The sequence below is a fragment of the Candidatus Enterococcus huntleyi genome (assembly GCF_009933175.1).
Classification (GTDB): domain Bacteria; phylum Bacillota; class Bacilli; order Lactobacillales; family Enterococcaceae; genus Enterococcus_K; species Enterococcus_K huntleyi.
The window spans coordinates 51,002-68,511 of the sequence record NZ_MAEJ01000011.1; the positions used below are offsets into that span (position 1 = coordinate 51,002).

At 38.5% G+C, this 17,510-nt stretch carries 17 protein-coding genes; 3 read left to right on the forward strand and 14 right to left on the reverse strand.

Annotated elements, in window-relative coordinates:
- Nucleotides 1-272: 272 nt before the first annotated feature.
- Nucleotides 273-1,208 carry a 2-dehydropantoate 2-reductase gene (locus BAU15_RS07730; protein ID WP_161842171.1) on the forward strand — a complete coding sequence of 312 codons (936 nt, stop codon included), beginning with the start codon at nucleotides 273-275 and terminating at the stop codon, nucleotides 1,206-1,208.
- A 92-nt stretch (nucleotides 1,209-1,300) separates the two neighbouring features.
- Here BAU15_RS07730 and BAU15_RS07735 read toward each other — a convergent pair whose 3' ends face one another.
- From BAU15_RS07735 to xylA, 3 genes are all read right to left on the reverse strand, one after another.
- Nucleotides 1,301-1,732, reverse strand: coding sequence for a GNAT family N-acetyltransferase (locus BAU15_RS07735; protein ID WP_161842172.1), 432 nt, complete (start codon nucleotides 1,730-1,732; stop codon nucleotides 1,301-1,303).
- A 132-nt stretch (nucleotides 1,733-1,864) separates the two neighbouring features.
- On the reverse strand, nucleotides 1,865-3,361 hold the full coding sequence (gene xylB, locus BAU15_RS07740; RefSeq protein ID WP_161842173.1) for a xylulokinase: 1,497 nt from the start codon (nucleotides 3,359-3,361) through the stop codon (nucleotides 1,865-1,867).
- A gap of 124 nt (nucleotides 3,362-3,485) precedes the next feature.
- Nucleotides 3,486-4,793 (reverse strand): xylose isomerase, encoded by a 1,308-nt coding sequence (gene xylA, locus BAU15_RS07745; protein WP_161842174.1) that lies wholly within the window; start codon nucleotides 4,791-4,793, stop codon nucleotides 3,486-3,488.
- Nucleotides 4,794-4,947: 154 nt separating this feature from the next.
- On the opposite strand from xylA, the gene BAU15_RS07750 reads away from it, so the two are divergent.
- Nucleotides 4,948-6,132, forward strand: coding sequence for an ROK family transcriptional regulator (locus BAU15_RS07750; RefSeq protein ID WP_161842175.1), 1,185 nt, complete (start codon nucleotides 4,948-4,950; stop codon nucleotides 6,130-6,132).
- A gap of 197 nt (nucleotides 6,133-6,329) precedes the next feature.
- Here BAU15_RS07750 and BAU15_RS07755 read toward each other — a convergent pair whose 3' ends face one another.
- The 10 genes from BAU15_RS07755 to BAU15_RS07800 form a co-directional block, all read right to left on the reverse strand.
- Nucleotides 6,330-6,851: a hypothetical protein gene (locus BAU15_RS07755; protein WP_161842176.1), complete on the reverse strand. Its 522-nt coding sequence runs from the start codon at nucleotides 6,849-6,851 to the stop codon at nucleotides 6,330-6,332.
- Between the two features lie 15 nt (nucleotides 6,852-6,866).
- Nucleotides 6,867-8,015: a galactonate dehydratase gene (gene dgoD, locus BAU15_RS07760; RefSeq protein WP_161842177.1), complete on the reverse strand. Its 1,149-nt coding sequence runs from the start codon at nucleotides 8,013-8,015 to the stop codon at nucleotides 6,867-6,869.
- Nucleotides 8,016-8,030: 15 nt separating this feature from the next.
- The gene (locus BAU15_RS07765; protein WP_161842178.1) at nucleotides 8,031-9,392 is read right to left on the reverse strand and encodes a PTS galactitol transporter subunit IIC; all 1,362 of its coding nucleotides are present in this window, start codon (nucleotides 9,390-9,392) and stop codon (nucleotides 8,031-8,033) included.
- Nucleotides 9,393-9,413: 21 nt separating this feature from the next.
- A complete protein-coding gene (locus tag BAU15_RS07770) occupies nucleotides 9,414-9,695 on the reverse strand; it encodes a PTS sugar transporter subunit IIB (RefSeq protein WP_161842218.1) in 282 nt (93 codons plus the stop codon).
- A gap of 23 nt (nucleotides 9,696-9,718) precedes the next feature.
- Complete coding sequence (locus tag BAU15_RS07775) at nucleotides 9,719-10,177, reverse strand: PTS sugar transporter subunit IIA (RefSeq protein WP_161842179.1); 459 nt, start codon at nucleotides 10,175-10,177, stop codon at nucleotides 9,719-9,721.
- Between the two features lie 15 nt (nucleotides 10,178-10,192).
- On the reverse strand, nucleotides 10,193-10,810 hold the full coding sequence (locus tag BAU15_RS07780) for a bifunctional 4-hydroxy-2-oxoglutarate aldolase/2-dehydro-3-deoxy-phosphogluconate aldolase (RefSeq protein ID WP_161842180.1): 618 nt from the start codon (nucleotides 10,808-10,810) through the stop codon (nucleotides 10,193-10,195).
- 13 nt (nucleotides 10,811-10,823) lie between these two features.
- Entirely contained in the window at nucleotides 10,824-12,866 is a 2,043-nt protein-coding gene (locus BAU15_RS07785) for a BglG family transcription antiterminator (RefSeq protein ID WP_161842181.1), read from the reverse strand.
- 351 nt (nucleotides 12,867-13,217) lie between these two features.
- On the reverse strand, nucleotides 13,218-13,805 hold the full coding sequence (locus BAU15_RS07790; RefSeq protein ID WP_161842182.1) for a sugar O-acetyltransferase: 588 nt from the start codon (nucleotides 13,803-13,805) through the stop codon (nucleotides 13,218-13,220).
- 131 nt (nucleotides 13,806-13,936) lie between these two features.
- Nucleotides 13,937-14,914 (reverse strand): ornithine cyclodeaminase family protein, encoded by a 978-nt coding sequence (locus BAU15_RS07795; RefSeq protein WP_161842183.1) that lies wholly within the window; start codon nucleotides 14,912-14,914, stop codon nucleotides 13,937-13,939.
- A 143-nt stretch (nucleotides 14,915-15,057) separates the two neighbouring features.
- Entirely contained in the window at nucleotides 15,058-15,477 is a 420-nt protein-coding gene (locus BAU15_RS07800) for a MarR family winged helix-turn-helix transcriptional regulator (RefSeq protein WP_161842184.1), read from the reverse strand.
- 146 nt (nucleotides 15,478-15,623) lie between these two features.
- On the opposite strand from BAU15_RS07800, the gene BAU15_RS07805 reads away from it, so the two are divergent.
- Nucleotides 15,624-16,337, forward strand: coding sequence for a DsbA family oxidoreductase (locus BAU15_RS07805; protein ID WP_161842185.1), 714 nt, complete (start codon nucleotides 15,624-15,626; stop codon nucleotides 16,335-16,337).
- 130 nt (nucleotides 16,338-16,467) lie between these two features.
- On the opposite strand, the gene BAU15_RS07810 is transcribed toward BAU15_RS07805, so the two are convergent.
- Nucleotides 16,468-17,391 carry an alpha/beta fold hydrolase gene (locus tag BAU15_RS07810; RefSeq protein ID WP_161842186.1) on the reverse strand — a complete coding sequence of 308 codons (924 nt, stop codon included), beginning with the start codon at nucleotides 17,389-17,391 and terminating at the stop codon, nucleotides 16,468-16,470.
- Nucleotides 17,392-17,510: the final 119 nt, after the last annotated feature.

Here is a 17,510-nt window from a genome sequence, read left to right on the forward strand (position 1 = left end):
ATTGAGCTACTATTTTCAGTCTTATTTCTCGTTTATTATCTGATGGAAAACTCAAACATCCCCCTAAAAAATTTAATCGCTAGTAATGACTCATCACCCATCTGCGAACTCATTTTCATATTAGTAGCTGCCACCTCCACCTTCTCATTTTCACCCTACACATTCTATCAATCGTTCCCATTCCCTCAACCCCATTCATATCCTTTTACATTATCAGAGCCACACAGTACAATAGGCAAGTACAAAAAACTATCACAAGGGGTCCTTAACATATGAAGATTACAATTGCTGGCGCTGGTGCCATGGGTAGCCGATTCGGCTTGATGCTACACAGAGGTGGAAATGACGTCACTCTGATTGATGGCTGGCCGGCTCACGTAAATGAGATCAAGGAACACGGTCTGAAAGCAAATTATAACGGAGAAGAGCTCACTGCTGACTTACCGATTGAATTGCAATCTGACATCTCCTCAGACGAAAAAACAGACTTAATTATTCTCTTTACGAAAGCGATGCAGCTCGATGCGATGTTGCAAGATATCAAACCCCTAATCGCCGACCACACAAAAGTTTTGTGCCTGTTGAATGGGATTGGTCATGAAGATATCGTTGAAAAATATGTACCGATGGAAAATATATTTATCGGTAATACCATGTGGACAGCCGGTTTAGAAGGTCCTGGTAAGGTAAAATTATTCGGTGACGGTTCTGTTGAATTACAAAATTTGGGCCATGGTCAAGAAGAAACAGCGATTGCTTTAGCTAAAGTCCTTTCTGATTCTGGACTGAATGCTGCCTATTCAGATAATATTCACTATTCTATCTACCGTAAAGCCTGTGTCAACGGCACGATGAATGGACTATGTACGATTTTAGATACCAATATGGCTGGCTTAGGCGCGACTCAACCTGCCCATGAGATGGTCGCAACAATCGTCAACGAATTTGCCACTGTCGCTGCCCACGAAGGCGTTCATTTAGATGTCCCTGAAGTCATTGCCCATGTCGAAGAGTGCTTTGATCCAGAAACGATTGGCCTGCATTATCCTTCGATGTATCAAGATTTAATCACCAATCATCGCTTAACAGAGATCGACTATATCAACGGAGCGATTTCTCGCAAAGGTAAAAAATATGGCTTAGCTACGCCTTACTGTGACTTCTTAACGCAATTAATCCATAGCAAAGAAGAAATTTTGAAGGCATAATACTACGAAATAGCACATGTACCACAAATGACCGCCCAACATTAGATTTCACTCTAGCGTTGGGCGGTCATTGATTTATTTCCCTACTCATTTCAGTCTATTTTCTTCAAATGTAGAATCGGGTAAGCTTTCCCTTGTCCGTCCAGCGCATCTCTCGCAATCATCTCAAAGCCTAATGATTCATAAAAAGAAACAGCTCCAGTATTCTGTTCATTGACATCCACTGACGTGATTCCCTCATGAGCGATTAAGCGCTCAACAATCTGTCTGCCAAAGCCCTTTCTAAAAACTTTTGGTGACAGAAATAGCATCTCTAAATGTTCACCCGAGGTTCCAGTGAAGCCAATAATTTCTTCATCAACTACCCAAACTTTTACGGTTACACCCTCAAAATAAATAGACAAATTTTTCTGGATTTCTAAAAAATCAGCCGGGTGCAAAAACGTATGGGTTGCACTGACTGATTGTGCCCAAATTTCACTTAAGCTCGAGTAATCTTCTTTTGTCGCAGCTCTCGAATTCATGTAGTCACGCCTCCTTAAAATACCTACCCCATTATACCCAGATAATCGTCAAAAAATAGAGCCATCAGACGGGTAACCCCAGTCAAATGGCTCTCAGTAAATTACTTTATTTCATTTGGTTCGTTAAATTGTTTAGCGCAGTTCAGCTAACTGATGACAAACATCCGCCGTTGCGCCATAGACTTGCTTGTAAATACCATAAACTTTCTTATACAGCTCAACATTCTCTTTGATTGGCGTAATTTCTTTATCATAGCTCACAAAGGTTTCAACACAGCTTTGCGCATCAGCAAATAGTCCACTACCAATCGCTGCCAACATCGCCGCACCCATTCCTGGACCTTGTTCCGTCGTCAAAGTGACAATCGTCGAATCAAAAATATCCGCCTGCATCTGTAGCCAATCTGGATTTTTTGCGCCACCACCGACAGAAACAATTTTAGTAAAGGTCCGCTTAGCCGTCTGCTCCATAATCTCTTGCGAATCTTTCAGAGAAAAAGTAATGCCCTCTAAGACTGCCCGACTAAAATGCGGCAAACGATGATGCGTATCAATCCCGACAAAGCTGCCACGAATCTGACTATCCGTATGCGGCGTCCGTTCACCAACAATATACGGCGTAAAGAGTAACCCGTCCGCACCCGGTCTCACTTCGCCAACACCTGCTAGTAATTCGCTGAAATCTTTCTCTGGCGCGAATGTCTCACGATACCAGCTCAACGAATTCCCAGCTGCTAACGTCACGCCCATCGAATAGACTTTATCTTTTACTGAATGACTAAATAAATGAAGCTGACCTTCATAATCCACCTTATCTGAATTTTCAAAGGATAAAAAGACCCCACTCGTACCGATTGAGACCATACCAGCGCCTTCTTGAACAATCCCTGAACCCAGTGCAGCACACGCATTATCTGCCCCACCAGCATAAATCTTCACGTCATTCTCAAAGCCAAATTCCTCTTTTAAGGCAGCCGTAATCGCGCCAACTTCACCAGAAGATTCATATAAAGTCGGTAAGATTTTTTCTGAGATTGAGAACTGAGTTAAAATATCTTGCGACCAAACCTTTTCTTCCATATCCAGCAACAACGTACCAGCAGCATCCGAATAATCCATCGAATATTTGCCTGTCAGCCAAAAAGAAAGATAATCCTTCGGTAACATCAGGTGACGAACCGCCGCCCAATTCTCTGGTTCATTCTCTTGCACCCACAAAATTTTAGGCAGCGTGAAGCCTTCCAACGCGACATTCTTCGTCAACTTCAAGACTTTCTCGCCAGCAACCTCCATGATTTCTCGACACTGCTTCGTCGTCCGCACATCATTCCATAAGATGGCCGGACGAATCACTTCATTTTGCTCATCTAATAAAACTAAACTGTGCATTTGGCCAGAAAAGCTAATTCCCACCAATTCAGTTTTCATCTCAGCATGGGCTGAAACCAATGTTTGAATGACTTTGTGCGCCGCTTCTTTCCACTCCACAGGATTCTGTTCACTGTAGCCAGCTTGTGGCGTCAATAACGGATAATCCGCACTCGCTTCGCCAACCAAAACGCCATCTTGACGGAATAACAAACCTTTTAGCGAGCTCGTTCCCAAATCTAGCCCTAAAACGTATGACATATTTCTCCTCCTCTATTTAAGAAAATTCTTTACTGAAAAACAATTAACTAAATTTTGAAGGAGCAGGACTCGCGCCCCACTCCTAATGTTTTTGACTTATGTTGGTTCAATTATAGTTGAAGAATTATACTAAATAATCGTTCAAACGGCTCTTCACATATTCGATATGGCTAGATTTCAACGCAACATCGCCTTGACCTAATGCGTATTCTGTCAATGATTCTAAGTTTTCTTCATCATTCACAATTTTCGCGCCGATACCTTCTTTAAAAGTAGCATAACGTTCTTCTTTTAAGTTATCGAAGAAACGATCTTCTTTCAATTTAGCAGCAGCTTTCAAGCCACGCGCATACGTATCCATCCCAGCGATATGAGCCAATAGTAAATCATCCATTTCAAATGAAGAACGACGTACTTTCGAGTCAAAGTTGATTCCGCCAGGCGCGATTCCGCCATTTTCTAACACTTCATATAACGCTAAAGTTGTGTCATAAATACTTGTTGGGAATTCATCCGTATCCCAGCCTAATAACACATCGCCTTGGTTGGCATCCAATGAACCTAGAGCATTGTAGCTTCTAGCAACCGCAATTTCGTGCTCAAAAGTATGTCCAGCTAACGTCGCATGGTTCGCTTCTAAGTTTAATTTGAAGTCGCCTTCTAAGCCATAATGTTGAATAAAGGCCATCGTAGTTGCCGCATCAAAATCATATTGATGTTTTGAAGGCTCTTTTGGTTTTGGTTCTAATAAGAATTGAGGTTTATGGCCAATTTTTTCGCCATAAGCAATCGCCATTTTGAATAAACGGGCAATGTTGTCTTGCTCAAATTTCATATCTGTATTTAGTAATGTTTCATATCCTTCACGGCCGCCCCAGAAGACATAGTTTTCGCCGCCTAATTTTTTAGAAATATCCAAGCCTTTTTTGACTTGTGCTGCTGCAAATGCATAGACGTCCGCATTGTTTGTTGAAGCAGCTCCGTTAATATAACGAGGATTTGAGAACATATTCGCAGTGTTCCACAATAATTTAATCCCTGTTTGATCCATTTTTTCTTTAATCAAGTCTGTAATTTCATCAATGTTTGCAAAGAATTCTTCCAAGCTATCCCCTTCAGGAGCCACATCGATATCATGGAAACAGAAGTATTCTGCGCCTAATTTTTCGCAAATTTCAAAGAAAGCTTCGACACGATTTTTCGCTGTTTGCATAGGTGTTTCAGCAAACCAAGTTCTTTGGTTGACAGGATTACCAAACGGATCAGAACCATCTTGTGTCATTGTATGCCAGTAAGCAATTGCAAAACGTAAATGATCCTTCATTTTTTTACCCATTACTAACTCTTCAGGGTTATAGTGACGAAACGCAAACATGTTCTCAGTTGTTGGTCCTTCATATTGAATCTTTTCTACATTTGGAAAATAGCTCATTCTTTTCTTCCTCCTATTAATAAATCGCTTGATTTAAGTTTGTTAGTACGATAAACTAACTTACAAGGATACTATAAAACAAACGAATTTAGTTGTCAAGCGCTTACAGACACTTTATTATAAGATTAGTGAAAAAAATAGTTAGGAGCTCACTATGATATCAAGTAAATACACCATTCGTGAACAAAATGAAGCAAAAATTTTAACAGTCATTATAGATAAAAAAGAAGTCTCTCGTGCAGAGCTTTCAACCTTAACCGGTTTAAATAAAGCCTCTGTTTCAGCCATCACCAAAAAAATGATTGAGGAAGATTTTATTACAGAAACAAGAATTGGCGATGCTTCAAATGTCGGCGGACGAAAACCTATCATGCTAACCTTCAATCGACAATCCGCCCTCGTGATTGCGTTTGACCTCGGCTACAATTATATCGAAGCAATGCTAGCCTACATAGATGGCACAATTATTGACAGCACGCGTAAGAAAAGAATTGACGTGACAGCCAAAACCGTCGTCGCGCAAATCAAAGAAATTACGGATTATTTTCTGACAATCCAACCAGAAACGCCCCATGGCATTATCGGCCTAACCGCCGCTATCCATGGACAAGTCTATAAAAATGTCATTCATTTTACGCCTTATTACGACTTAGACAAAAGTAATCTGTGGGAAGAATTACAAGCACTCTATGACTTCCCAATCTATCTCGAAAACGAAGCAAACTTAGCCGCTTTAGGAGAATATACCTTTTCCTCCCACTATCAAAATCTCGTATCCATCAGTATCCATAGCGGGATTGGTGCTGGAATTGTGGAGAACGGGCATCTTCAAGTCGGCCATCGCGGACGCGCTGGAGAAATCGGTCACTCGATTCTTTATCCACACGGCCTAGACTGTCCCTGTGGCAACTCAGGCTGTTTGGAACAATACGCTTCTAATAAAGCCACTTATCAAGAATACGCCAAAGAAGCCGGCTTGGACTATGTCAATTCAGACATTCTCCAACAAGCATTCAACGAAAAGAATCAGCAAGCCATCACCCTATTAGAAAAAAATGCCGAACTACTCAGCATTGGAATCAACAATATCATCATGATGTACGACCCAGAAATGGTTGTCATCAACAGCTCGCTACATCGCAAAATCCCTGAGATGGTCGATTTTATCAACACCCAAATAAAAAATCGCTTCTCAAAAGACGTCCTAATCAGAAACACTTACTTAGAAAAAAGTGCCACACTATACGGCGCCTTCGCGATTTCTGCGCAGAACTTTTTGAATATTAAAAAGCTTAAACTGATTAAAGTTGGGATCGAAGAATTGGAAGATAGGGACTAAAATTAATTAGAAATACTAGATGTAACTCTAACTCAAGATTATTTTTGAATAGCGCACACCCTACTCTTGAATTGGGAATCTATACTATGTAAATTGACTCTAACTAAAATAACCAACCGATCGTGAAATTCACAATCGATTGGTTGTTTTTTTGCTTAGTGAAGACAGTATTTCCTATCACTTAAGTAAGTGCACTATTAACTTTTACTTTTTACTATCCGCTGCTTCGCGCGATTTCTACTCTTTTTTGGCTTCTTTACAACTATTTCTTCTGGTAATTCTCCTAGAATAATGGGTACATTTAAATCAGAGAAATAGTCTACAAGTTTACGTTCATCCGTGTCAAATAAAAGTGAGAAATGGTTATTTTTCGTTTTATAAAATGTGACAAAACAATCTTTCTCGTTCGTTTTTTCTATTTGAATCATCTTATATTGCGTATACTCACCCGACAATAGTCCGAGTTTTACTAAATGATTTTCGGCAAGTCCTTCTTTAAAAAAGCCAATCGAAAGAATTAATATAGAAAATGCACCTAATTTTATTTGATCTGCAACTGATTCTGGCCAGAAAATCACTAATAATCCAATGGCTAAACCAATCGTAAGTATCAATTTTACCTTGCTACTTTTTGTCTTAATTAGTATCTTCTTCTGTTCTTTGAATTGAAGAACTAATAAAGTTAGTAGAAATAACGTAACTATTACTGCTTCTGCCATTTTATTCTCCTCAAATTACCACTCAGCGATTGTTCCATCATAATTTTTCCATGAAGGATTTGTCCAAATTAATCCTTCTTGAGAGACTTCTTTAATTTTATCTTCATTCATAATTAAACCTAAACCTGGTTTGTTAGGTAAATCGACATAACCATCTTTATATTGGAAGATTTCTTTGTTTTCGACAAAATCCAATAAATCAAAGCCTTTATTGTAATGAATGCCCAAACTTTGCTCTTGAATGAACACATTCGGTGTACAAGAATCAATTTGTAAAGTAGCTGCCAATGCAATCGGTCCATAAGGCGCATGAGGAGCAACTGCCATATCATAGGCTTCTGCCATTGCCGCAATCTTACGCGTTTCTAAAATCCCACCACAAAGTGCCACATCTGGTTGAATAACATCAATCGCACCTTGTTTAAAGATATTTTTAAACTGCCAGCGTGTATAGAGACGTTCGCCGGTCGCTAATGGTACTGCTACAGTGTTCGCAATTTCTTGGAAGTACTCTTCATTCTCAGGTAAGACAACTTCTTCTAAAAACATTGGATGGTAGGGTTCTAACGCTTTCGCTAAAACCTTCGCCATTGGCTTATGCACACGACCGTGGAAATCAACACCGATATCCAATTTGTTTCCAAATCGTTCTCGAATAGAAGCTACTCTAGAAACGACTTCCTCAACTTTTTCATACGAATCGATATAATGCAATTCAGAAGTTGCATTCATTTTAATCGCTGTAAATCCGCGGTCAAATCTATCCTGTGCTTGTTCTACTACTTCATCCGGACGATCGCCGCCAATCCAAGAATAAACTTTTATCTTATCTCTGGCCGCGCCACCTAATAATTCATAGACAGGAACATTTAAGGCTTTCCCTTTAATATCCCATAAAGCCATCTCAAGCCCAGAAACGATTGTCCCGTTGATTGGGCCACCTCTAAAGAATGAACGATGCATTTCTTGGAATAAACGTTCAATTTCGAATGGATTTCTACCCAATAAAACACGATTGCCAATCTCATAAGCTCCAGCGACAACAGTCTCTGTTTTCGTACCAGAGATCATTTCGCCCCAGCCATCAATGCCTTCATCTGTAGAAATTTTTACAAAAATCCATCTTGGTTTAACTTTATACACAGTAATTTTAGAAATTTTCAATTCTCTCACTCCTAATTATGCTTCTGTTACCTTTTCTTCAACATTAATTTTTTTAATTGCTTCAAAGAAATACCAAACACCTAAGAAACCAATAATTAATAATGGAATACCGATTAGAGGATTATACGTAAACGCTAGGAACACTAGGTAACTTTGAATCATCGATGTTGCTGCAAAAGAAGAAATCAACATCGCATTCGCACCTAACTCAATCCCAACTGATTTTGCAATAGCTGTTAAAGCTGGCGCAGTCGCTGAACCACACCATAATAATGAAGCGGTGATAACCAAACCAATCACTATATTTTTCAATAAGTTCCCTCTAGTTAAGGCAACTACCATAGCTACTCGGAAAGGTACAACAGCTAAATCGGCGAATGGTAGCACACGGTTCCCAGGTAAGACAAGGGCCATCGCAATTGTCAAAGGAATAATAATTAAGGCGGTCGTAATTACATCTGGATTCCCTACAACAACTGCTGCATCTAACCCAATAAATAGACGACGTCCTTTGAATTTTTCTTGTGACCATTTTTGTGCTGCATCAGAAATTGGCATTAAGCCTTCCATAAATAATGAAGTCATTTTTGGAATTAAAACTAAAACGGCTGACATACTCACACCCAATTGTAAAACTTGCTTCACATCATACCCAGCTAAGAAGCCAATCGCAATCCCAATAACTAGACCCATGATCATTGAATCTCCGAAAAATCCGAGATATTTTTGTGCGTCTTTAATCGTGAATTGAGATTTTCTGAATAACGGAATTCTATCTAATAGCCAGTTTAACGGCCAAGCAATAACTAACGAAGATAAGGCTGATACAGTTGGTAAAGAAACGCCTGGAATACCAAAGAAATCTTCTACCATTGGCTGTGACCAATCTGAAATTTTAAACGTAACAACAGCCATTACAACGGAAGCACCTACACCTAAGAATACATTTTTTGTTACAAAGTAAACCATTACACCGACGATTGCCATGTGGTGATAATTCCAAATGTCGACATCCAGTGTTTGTGTTTTTTTAAGCACTAATAAAATAATATTTACAAGTAAAATGGCAAAAATAAGTAGTGCAATGATTGGTGACGCCCAAGTAACCGCGGCGATTGATCCCCAACCAACATCCAAGGCGTCTAACTGTACCCCGGTTCTATCTACCATGGCTTTCGCCGCAGGTCCCACATTAGTTGTCATAAAATCAAGAATCAATTTGATTCCGGCAAACCCAATCCCTAATGTTAGTCCTGATTTAAATGCTTTTGTAATCTTTAAACCAAAAATTAATCCGATAATTGTAATGATAACTGGTAGCATAACTGTCGGTCCAGCATCAATAAAGAAATTAAACCCATCCATAATATAGTTCATTTGTTTTCTCCTTTACGCTAATTATTCTCCTAGCTTTGTAGCTATTTCTTCCATCGTTTGTTCGACACCAATCCCTGTTAAAATAGGCATTCCTTTAACCACAGGAACATCCCCAGTCTGTCCTTCAAACTGACCTGTCGTAATTAGTAAATCATAATCCTGAACTTTACTAGGTACCTCCATCAATTTTGTTTGTGTAGTATCTGCTTTAATTCCTTTACTTGCTAAATACTCTCTCACTTTTGTTGCAACAACTGTTGATGTAGCAATTCCATTTCCACAAGCGACTAAAATTCTTTTCATATCCATCTTCCTCTCAATTTTTGCTATGCAATAGCTTTCTTTAATAACCGAAGTAATTCTACATCGGATACTGCCTGGATCATTTCTTTTCGTAAGGGTTCATCTTGGATGATGCTTACGATTTTTTGGAGCATTTCTACTTGACCATGTGGCTCACCTATCGCCATCATGATAATAATCTGTACAGGAAGTTGCTCCTGGTTGTTTTCCATATTATTAAACAAGACTGGATTTTCTATTGTAGCTATTGCTAAGGTTGTTTTTTTAACCAACTCAAAATTAGCATGGGGAATCGCAATCCCTGGTTCTGAAGAGGGTAAGCCTGTTGGGTACTCTTTTTCTCGTTCTTGAATGGCTTGAATATATTCTTTTTGGACATACCCTTTTTGATAAAGATTTTCGGCTAAAAATATCAGTGCTTCCTCACTATTTTTTACTGCTATATTGCGAAACACTAACTCTTCATGTAAAACTACTTCCATTACGTTCCCTCCTATTTAGATTGAAGCAACTAGCCCTTCTAAAGATTTTGCTAAATTATCAATAGCTAATGCTTCAATATCTTCTTTGTTAAATAAACCTGAACCTAAGCCCAAGTAACTTGCTTTGTTCGTCAGAAATTCTTTGGCATTCTCTTGCGTAACTCCTCCGACCGCCATAAGTGGTAAACTGCCTAATGGCGCTTGAATATCCTTGAAAAATCTAGGTGAAACAGTGGCTGCTGGAAAAACCTTCACGATATCTGCACCATTCATAAACAAGTCATTAATCTCTGATGGAGTCATACCGGCGGGAATAGCTAGTACTCCTTGTTCATTTGCATATGACAACATCTCTTTAGTGAAGCTATGTGGCCCTAGTAAAAATTTAGCCCCCGATTGAACTGCTGCTTTAGCCTCGTCTAATGTTCTGACTGTTCCTGCACCAATATAAATCTTCGTACCATATTTTTTGTTCAACTTCTCAATCGATTCAAGTGCGCCATCTGTATTAAGCGTCATTTCTACTGCAAAATCTTTTTCAAAACCTTTCATTGCTTGAAGAATAGCATCCGCTTGTTCGTACGTATAACCACGCATAATAATCGTAAATTTAGGATATTCCTGAAGTTTCACAATTCTCTCCTCCTCACGTAAATTGTCTCAATAATTGATAAATCGTTTTTTCATCTTCTGTTGCTAACAGCTTTTCCAAGAACACTCGATCACCACTAATCTCAGCAATCTGATTAATGGCCCGCAGATGCTTAGTCAAATCATAAAAAGCCAGTGGGAAAATCAAATGAATCGCTTGACCATTAGGAAAAATGATTGGTTCCTTTGATAGAAATAGACTCACACCATCTTTTAAAACACCATGTTCGATAGTTGTATGTGGTATACAGGTATCAGTCCCTAAAAATCCGGAAAATTCAGATTGCATAATTTGCTTCTCACAATCTAAATAAAATTCTTGAGTGACCGTTTGACTTTCTATTAATGGGTTACAAGCTAATTTAAGCGCTTCTTGCCAAGTCAACGACTGCTCGTGATTAATTTGGACATACGTCGGTTTCAAATAGTACGTTAATGAAGGTAGTATCTGAAAATTTTCTAATGGTGAATCTTGTTCCTTCTTAATCAAAAATGCCTGTATGTCTTCTCTCAACTCAGTCAAATTCTTAATAGTCGATTGTTTTTGAATAATCTCGATAAGTTCTTGTGTTGAATTATCTAGCTCACTAAATCCTAATTCATTTAACACCCTATATCTCAAACTTATCTGCTCTTTATACGTCATAATTGGATCAATAATAAACTGATTAATAGTTGTGTCTAACGCGGTAGTTGTAAAAACCAAATCATAATCAACTTCAAATTTATAAAAATCTCGAACTGAAAATGAAGACAGTATATGAATCTCAGGAAAAAGTTTCTTTAGATTTTCTCTCATCAATTTTGATACCATTACACCATTGCGACAAACTACTACCGCGCGCGGTTTCTGCTTGGCAAGTGTGTTGTGGTTAGTCAATTGAAAGCCAAAATAATACGATAATAAATCTAACTCATCATTAGGAAACGCCTTACCAATCCAATTTTCGATTGGTACAATCAGCTCCTTCATCAGTTCGATTAAAATTCCATGATTACTTTCTTGGATGAGACTTCCCAATGAATACATACCTAAGCTAAGATTGTACTTAATCCGAAAACATGAAGGTCTTAGGTGACTTAATATCCTTCTTTCAAACGTTTCGCGATCATCAATCATAATTAAAGTTTGTGTTTGGAAGTTATCAACCATCTCTGAAATCAGCTTTTTCAGTTCTTCATCAGAATCATATTCTTGCGTTGTTCTTTTCTCTGAAATGTTAGAAGTCAAAAATAATAACGCTAACCATTCAACAAAACTTGAAGATAGTTGCCAGCTTGTCTCACTAACTAAAATGGAAATCATTCGAAATTCAGGCGTCTTTTTTACATTTCCTGCGAAAAATTCAAAATCTGTTGGCAATTGCAAGCCACGATTCACCAAAAAACGTACAGAAGATTGTAAGTAATCAATCGATTCGTCAGAATAACTCAGATGAAGCATCTGCTCCATACTATGAATAAAATGCATAATCTCTTCATTTGAAACCTTCGAAGTAATCTCCTCTCGAATTTCTTCTTTTTGTAAGATTAAATATTGTTTTACCAAATCAGACAAAAGCTGTAAGATACTATGTTCTGCTCCTAAAAGCTGATACCCTCTAACTCGATCATATTGAATGGTTAAGTTATATTTATCGACGAGCCATTCAGCTTTTTTTATATCTTCAATAACCGTATTCTTACTTACTTTTAAATAATCAGTTAGGTGATTGATACTAATGTAATCGATTGTCGTAATCAGCATCATCAATAACAGTGCCACGCGTTCATTTTCAGAAAACACTTGAATAGTGGACTGCCCTTCTTTTACTTGTTTACCCGCTATAAGTTTGACTATCTCTAATGGAATTGAAAAATCACCAGAATGGTTTCTCACAATATTAGGTAACTTCTTCAATGTTAACTCTTCATTAAATCGTGCAATCGCATAATTAATTTGACGCTTAGAAAGCTGTAACTCTTTTGAAAGTTGAGATACTTTCATGTCTGGCTGTTTGATCAGCAAAGTAAGAATGTTTCGGATCCGTTCATTCATGTCATCCCTCCTGATAAATTCATTATAAAACGAATATAGAAATTATTGTCTGCGCTTTCAGTCCGAAAATTGTCACACCTAAAATTTTCATTTGTCCTACTGTTACACTATTCACAATTCATAAATACAAAAATCTTTAGTCCAATCGAGAAAAAGAGGCGACTATTAGTCACTTTGACTAATGCCTCCTCTTCACTCATAAGATAAATTCAATTATAATACATCTACCCTAGTTTCCACCGAATAGACTATTTTACTATCACTTTGCTTTAAATCGCCTTATAAAAATATAACTTGCATTTTATTCATGACAACCTAAAAAAATAATTTTCTTATTCCAATTTCCCTACTTTACCTCTTCAACTCTTCTCGATCCTTTTCCCTAATCGGACGGATAACCTTGCAAGGATTGCCAGCCGCAACGACATTTGCAGGAACGTCTTTTGTGACCACACTTCCTGCACCAATAATTGTGTTCTCACCAATTGTCACCCCTTGCAACACATGAACACCAGCACCTAGCCAAACTTTATCTTCGATATGAATCGGTTTAGCATAAACCATATGCTCCGCTCGCTCAATCGGATCCTCTGCATGATTCGCGCCATATAGACCCACTCGCGGTCCGACATAGACGTCATTGCCAATAGTCACTTCATTACAATCCAGAATAATCATATCGTGATTCAGATAAATATTATTGCCCATCGAAATATTAACGCCAAATTCGCATTGGAAATTCGACTCAATATAGACATTCTCACCCATTGAATGAAATAAATTCTTCAGAATGGACAGCTCATAGCGATTCTCCGAGTTCACCAAAAAATTATATCTGCGGCACTCTTTAATCGCGTGATTACGGACCTTCGCCACCTCTTCATCCATATCATCATAAGGTAAGCCAGTATTCGTTAGAGATTTTAGACGTTCAGACATTTGCGACACCTCGTTTATTTAGTATTTAAAGTTATTGTAACAAGTCCTATCGAAAATAAATACTAAAAAAGTGACTAAAAATTAGGCATTAATCACCAAATCTCTAGCCACTTCCCTCTATCTCCTAGAATTTACAAAGTCGTTCCCAACTGTTTCTCTTGCGCTTTCTTAACAATCTCAGCTGCTACCACAACATCTAGAACTGCTGATCCGACCGTCTTAAAGATCGTGATTTGCTCCTCGTTCGTGCGGCCTTCCAGCGTTCCGTTAACCAACTGGCCTAACTCACCTTGATAGTCTGACTCTTGAACATAGCCTTCTTTTAGTGGTGTAATAAAGTCCCCAGCCTCTTCCAGCACGCCATCCATCGTATCAAAAATAATCACATCCGCTTGCTTGATTATTTCTCTAGGAATCTCGCACATCTCTGGCGTATACGCGCCAACTCCGTTAATATGCGCTCCTTTTTTGACCCATTCCGCAGAAAAAGTTGCCTGTTTAGAAGTCGTTACGCTGGTAATTATATCCGCGCCCTCTACACATTCCTGACTCGTTTTAGTCGCACGCATCGTTACTGAAAATTGGCGTTCCATTTCCTTAGCAAATTCACTCGCCCGTTCGAAATTGATATCAAAAATCCGTACTTCTTCTAGCTCTCGGACCGTCACCATCGCCTCTAATTGTGCAGTCGCTTGACCACCAGTCCCAATCAACGCGCCAATCTTTGCATCTTTTCTTGAAAGTAATTCTGTTGCTGCGCCTTGAACCGCACCCGTTCTAAGCTGCGTCAAATACGTTCCGTCTAAGCAGGCAGATACAATTCCTGTCTCAGGATCCAGAACAATCATCGTCGCTGGCACACTAGGCAAATTTTTCTCAAGGTTATCAGGATACACCGACACGATTTTCACACCCAATGCACCCTCGCCACCCTCAACATAGGCTGGCATGTACAAACTTTGTCCATTACTTTTTGGCACATTGATATTTGTCCGCAAAGGTACCGTCGCTTTTCCTGCAGAATACATCGACAACGCCTCTTTATCGACATCAATTGCTTCTCTCATGGAAAAACTATTCACGATATCTTCTTTTGTTAAAAATAACATCTCTTCAGCTCCTCGTCTTTTCCATTCAGTCCACTGCCAACTTTTCTCCCTCATTATAACTCAGACGAAAATTACTGACCAATAAAGTCCTATTATCAAAATAGTTCACCGCATCTAAATGATCGCTAACGATATAAACTGTCCTACTTAATGAGCCCATCTGCTATTTTATTTACTAATTCGATTAACTTTTCTTTCTCACTAGTTGTAATATTCTTCTCAATCCTCTGATTAATCTCCTTTGAGACGGTCATGATTTCCTCGAAGACGCCTAACCCTTTTTCCGTTAAAGAAATATTGTTCTGCTTCCAATTTTCGGGATCTTTTTCTTTGGTTATAAATTGTTTCTTTTCGAGACTATTGAGCATTCTCGTGATAGTCGCTTTATTTTTATTCAAATTCATGGCTATCTCGTTCTGGCACATGGTTCCTCGTTCATGTAAAAGCTCAATAATTCGCGACTGTTCCACGCTCAGCTCGAATGGTTTCAACTCATTATCAATCTCTTGATGCAATAATAAATCTAACTCATGCAAAATAATGGATAGGTCTTTTGTAGCCAAAAAATCACCTCGTAATTTCTAAATTCCTGTATTTTCTTATTATCATCTATTTTACCCTATAAGCATAATTATTGACCCAAAAAGGAAAAAAATATACAGTAAATTTAAATCAGTTGACATAGCAACTGAAAAGGAGGAACTTACCGATGAAAATAGAATTTTTCCATGATGTGATTTGTAGCTTTTGTTTTCCGATGTCGTATCGAATGCACGAAGTCAAAGCAGAGTTACCTGAAATAGAGATTATTCACCGTTCGTTTGCACTAGGCTGGGAACCTGCTGATTTTGAAGCAATGTTCGGTTCGAGGAAAGCTGTGAAACCAGAAGTCTTAAATCACTGGGCTCACGCCAACCAAAATGACACATTGCATCGCTTTAATATTGAAGGAATGAGACAAACTGATTTTGATTTCCCTACTTCAAAAAATGCTTTACTTGCGGCCAAAGCTGCCCTTTTAATTGGCACACAAGAAACGTATTGGGAAGTTTTTGATAAATTACAAGAGGGATTATTTGTCAGAAATTTGAATATCGAGGACATTCAGGTACTCGAAGAGTTAGTTCAAGAAGCCTCAGTTGATTTTACTGAATGGAAACAATCCTTCAAATCGCCAGAAAATTTAGCTGCTGTGAAAAATGATTTTGCCTTAGCTGAAGCTTATGGATTGAAAGGCGTTCCTGCTCTAATCATCGATGGCAAATACTTGATCAGCGGTGCTCAGCCAAAAGAAAATATCGTCGCAACAATTCGTGAATTGCTAGAAAAAGAGAAAAAAGTTACGCCTTTAATTCCAGTCGATGCCACTGATGCCACAGGTGGTTCCTGCAATTTCGAAGATGGTAAATGGAATTGTGACTAAGAAAGTGGATTGGATAAAAGTTTCCACATAACTATTTAAGTACACATTAAAGAGAGGTTCTCGCCAAGATTTACGGCAAGAACCTCTTTAATTCATTTTTTATTTTTTTTAATTTTCCGTATAAATACAGCTACCTCTTCTCCACCCAATTCAGGACCATTTGATAGACTTCATAGGCGTTCATTTCGTTTAAAATTTCGTGACGACCATTTTTCACTAGGGTCATCGTCACTTGTTTATTGGCGCTTTGCAATTGCTCATATAATTTGGTGACATTCTTGCCAAATCCGCCCACTGGGTCTTGCGCACCTGAGATGAGGTAGATGGGCAGGTTGTCGTTGATTCGTTTCAATAATGCTGGATTACTAGCATTTTTAGTCAAAATAAATAAATCTTGGTAGGCTTTAACCGAAAACATGAATTGTGTTTTGGCATCATCTAAATATAAATCGACCATTTCTTCGTCGCGTGTTAACCAATCTTTAGGTGTCCGTGCGGGTTCGAAGCGTTTGTTATAGCCTCCAAATGCTAGTTGATCGATTAGTTTTGAAGGATATTCAGCTCCTTTTACATGGACAATTAGGCCGCTAGCTAGTATCGCTGCTCTCATTTTAAGCAAAGGTTCATGAGCGGTCCCCATCAAGATAGCTCCTTCTAAAGAAACGTCGGGATATTGAATTAAATAATTGCGCAACACCAAGGATCCCATACTGTGCCCTAGTATAAAATAGGGAATATTTGGATATTCTGCAGCAAAATATTGTTGAATCGTCGCCACATCTTTCACCAGAACTTGGTGTCCATTTTTTGAACCAAAATGACCATATTCTGATTCATCTGTTACTGAATCCCCATGACCTACATGATCATGACCCACCACTAAATAGCCTTTTGAGGCCATATAAACGGCAAACTCACTGTATCTTTCAATATGTTCAACCATTCCATGAATAATCTGGAAGACTGCTTTGATGGATTTCTTTGGTCGCCAAATTTTAACTTTCAATTGGTTCTTGTCATTTGTTGAAGGAATACTCTGCTCAATTATTTCCACACACACGACACCACGCTTTCCCTATTGAAATCTTCTATTTATTATAACAGGAGTCACCTCTACTTCCTACATAATATCGAAGAAACTGAGAAATAAAAGAAACTATTTTCCGCGCAATC

Coding starts and splice junctions, on each gene's coding strand:
- BAU15_RS07770 (WP_161842218.1), bottom strand. CDS start 9,695: ATGAAAAGAATTTTAGTCGCTTGTGGAAATGGAATTGCTACATCAACA.
- BAU15_RS07755 (WP_161842176.1), bottom strand. CDS start 6,851: ATGGCAGAAGCAGTAATAGTTACGTTATTTCTACTAACTTTATTAGTT.
- BAU15_RS07750 (WP_161842175.1), top strand. CDS start 4,948: ATGATATCAAGTAAATACACCATTCGTGAACAAAATGAAGCAAAAATT.
- BAU15_RS07765 (WP_161842178.1), bottom strand. CDS start 9,392: ATGAACTATATTATGGATGGGTTTAATTTCTTTATTGATGCTGGACCG.
- BAU15_RS07805 (WP_161842185.1), top strand. CDS start 15,624: ATGAAAATAGAATTTTTCCATGATGTGATTTGTAGCTTTTGTTTTCCG.
- xylB (WP_161842173.1), bottom strand. CDS start 3,361: ATGTCATACGTTTTAGGGCTAGATTTGGGAACGAGCTCGCTAAAAGGT.
- BAU15_RS07790 (WP_161842182.1), bottom strand. CDS start 13,805: ATGTCTGAACGTCTAAAATCTCTAACGAATACTGGCTTACCTTATGAT.
- BAU15_RS07785 (WP_161842181.1), bottom strand. CDS start 12,866: ATGAATGAACGGATCCGAAACATTCTTACTTTGCTGATCAAACAGCCA.
- BAU15_RS07730 (WP_161842171.1), top strand. CDS start 273: ATGAAGATTACAATTGCTGGCGCTGGTGCCATGGGTAGCCGATTCGGC.
- xylA (WP_161842174.1), bottom strand. CDS start 4,793: ATGAGCTATTTTCCAAATGTAGAAAAGATTCAATATGAAGGACCAACA.
- BAU15_RS07735 (WP_161842172.1), bottom strand. CDS start 1,732: ATGAATTCGAGAGCTGCGACAAAAGAAGATTACTCGAGCTTAAGTGAA.
- BAU15_RS07795 (WP_161842183.1), bottom strand. CDS start 14,914: ATGTTATTTTTAACAAAAGAAGATATCGTGAATAGTTTTTCCATGAGA.
- BAU15_RS07775 (WP_161842179.1), bottom strand. CDS start 10,177: ATGGAAGTAGTTTTACATGAAGAGTTAGTGTTTCGCAATATAGCAGTA.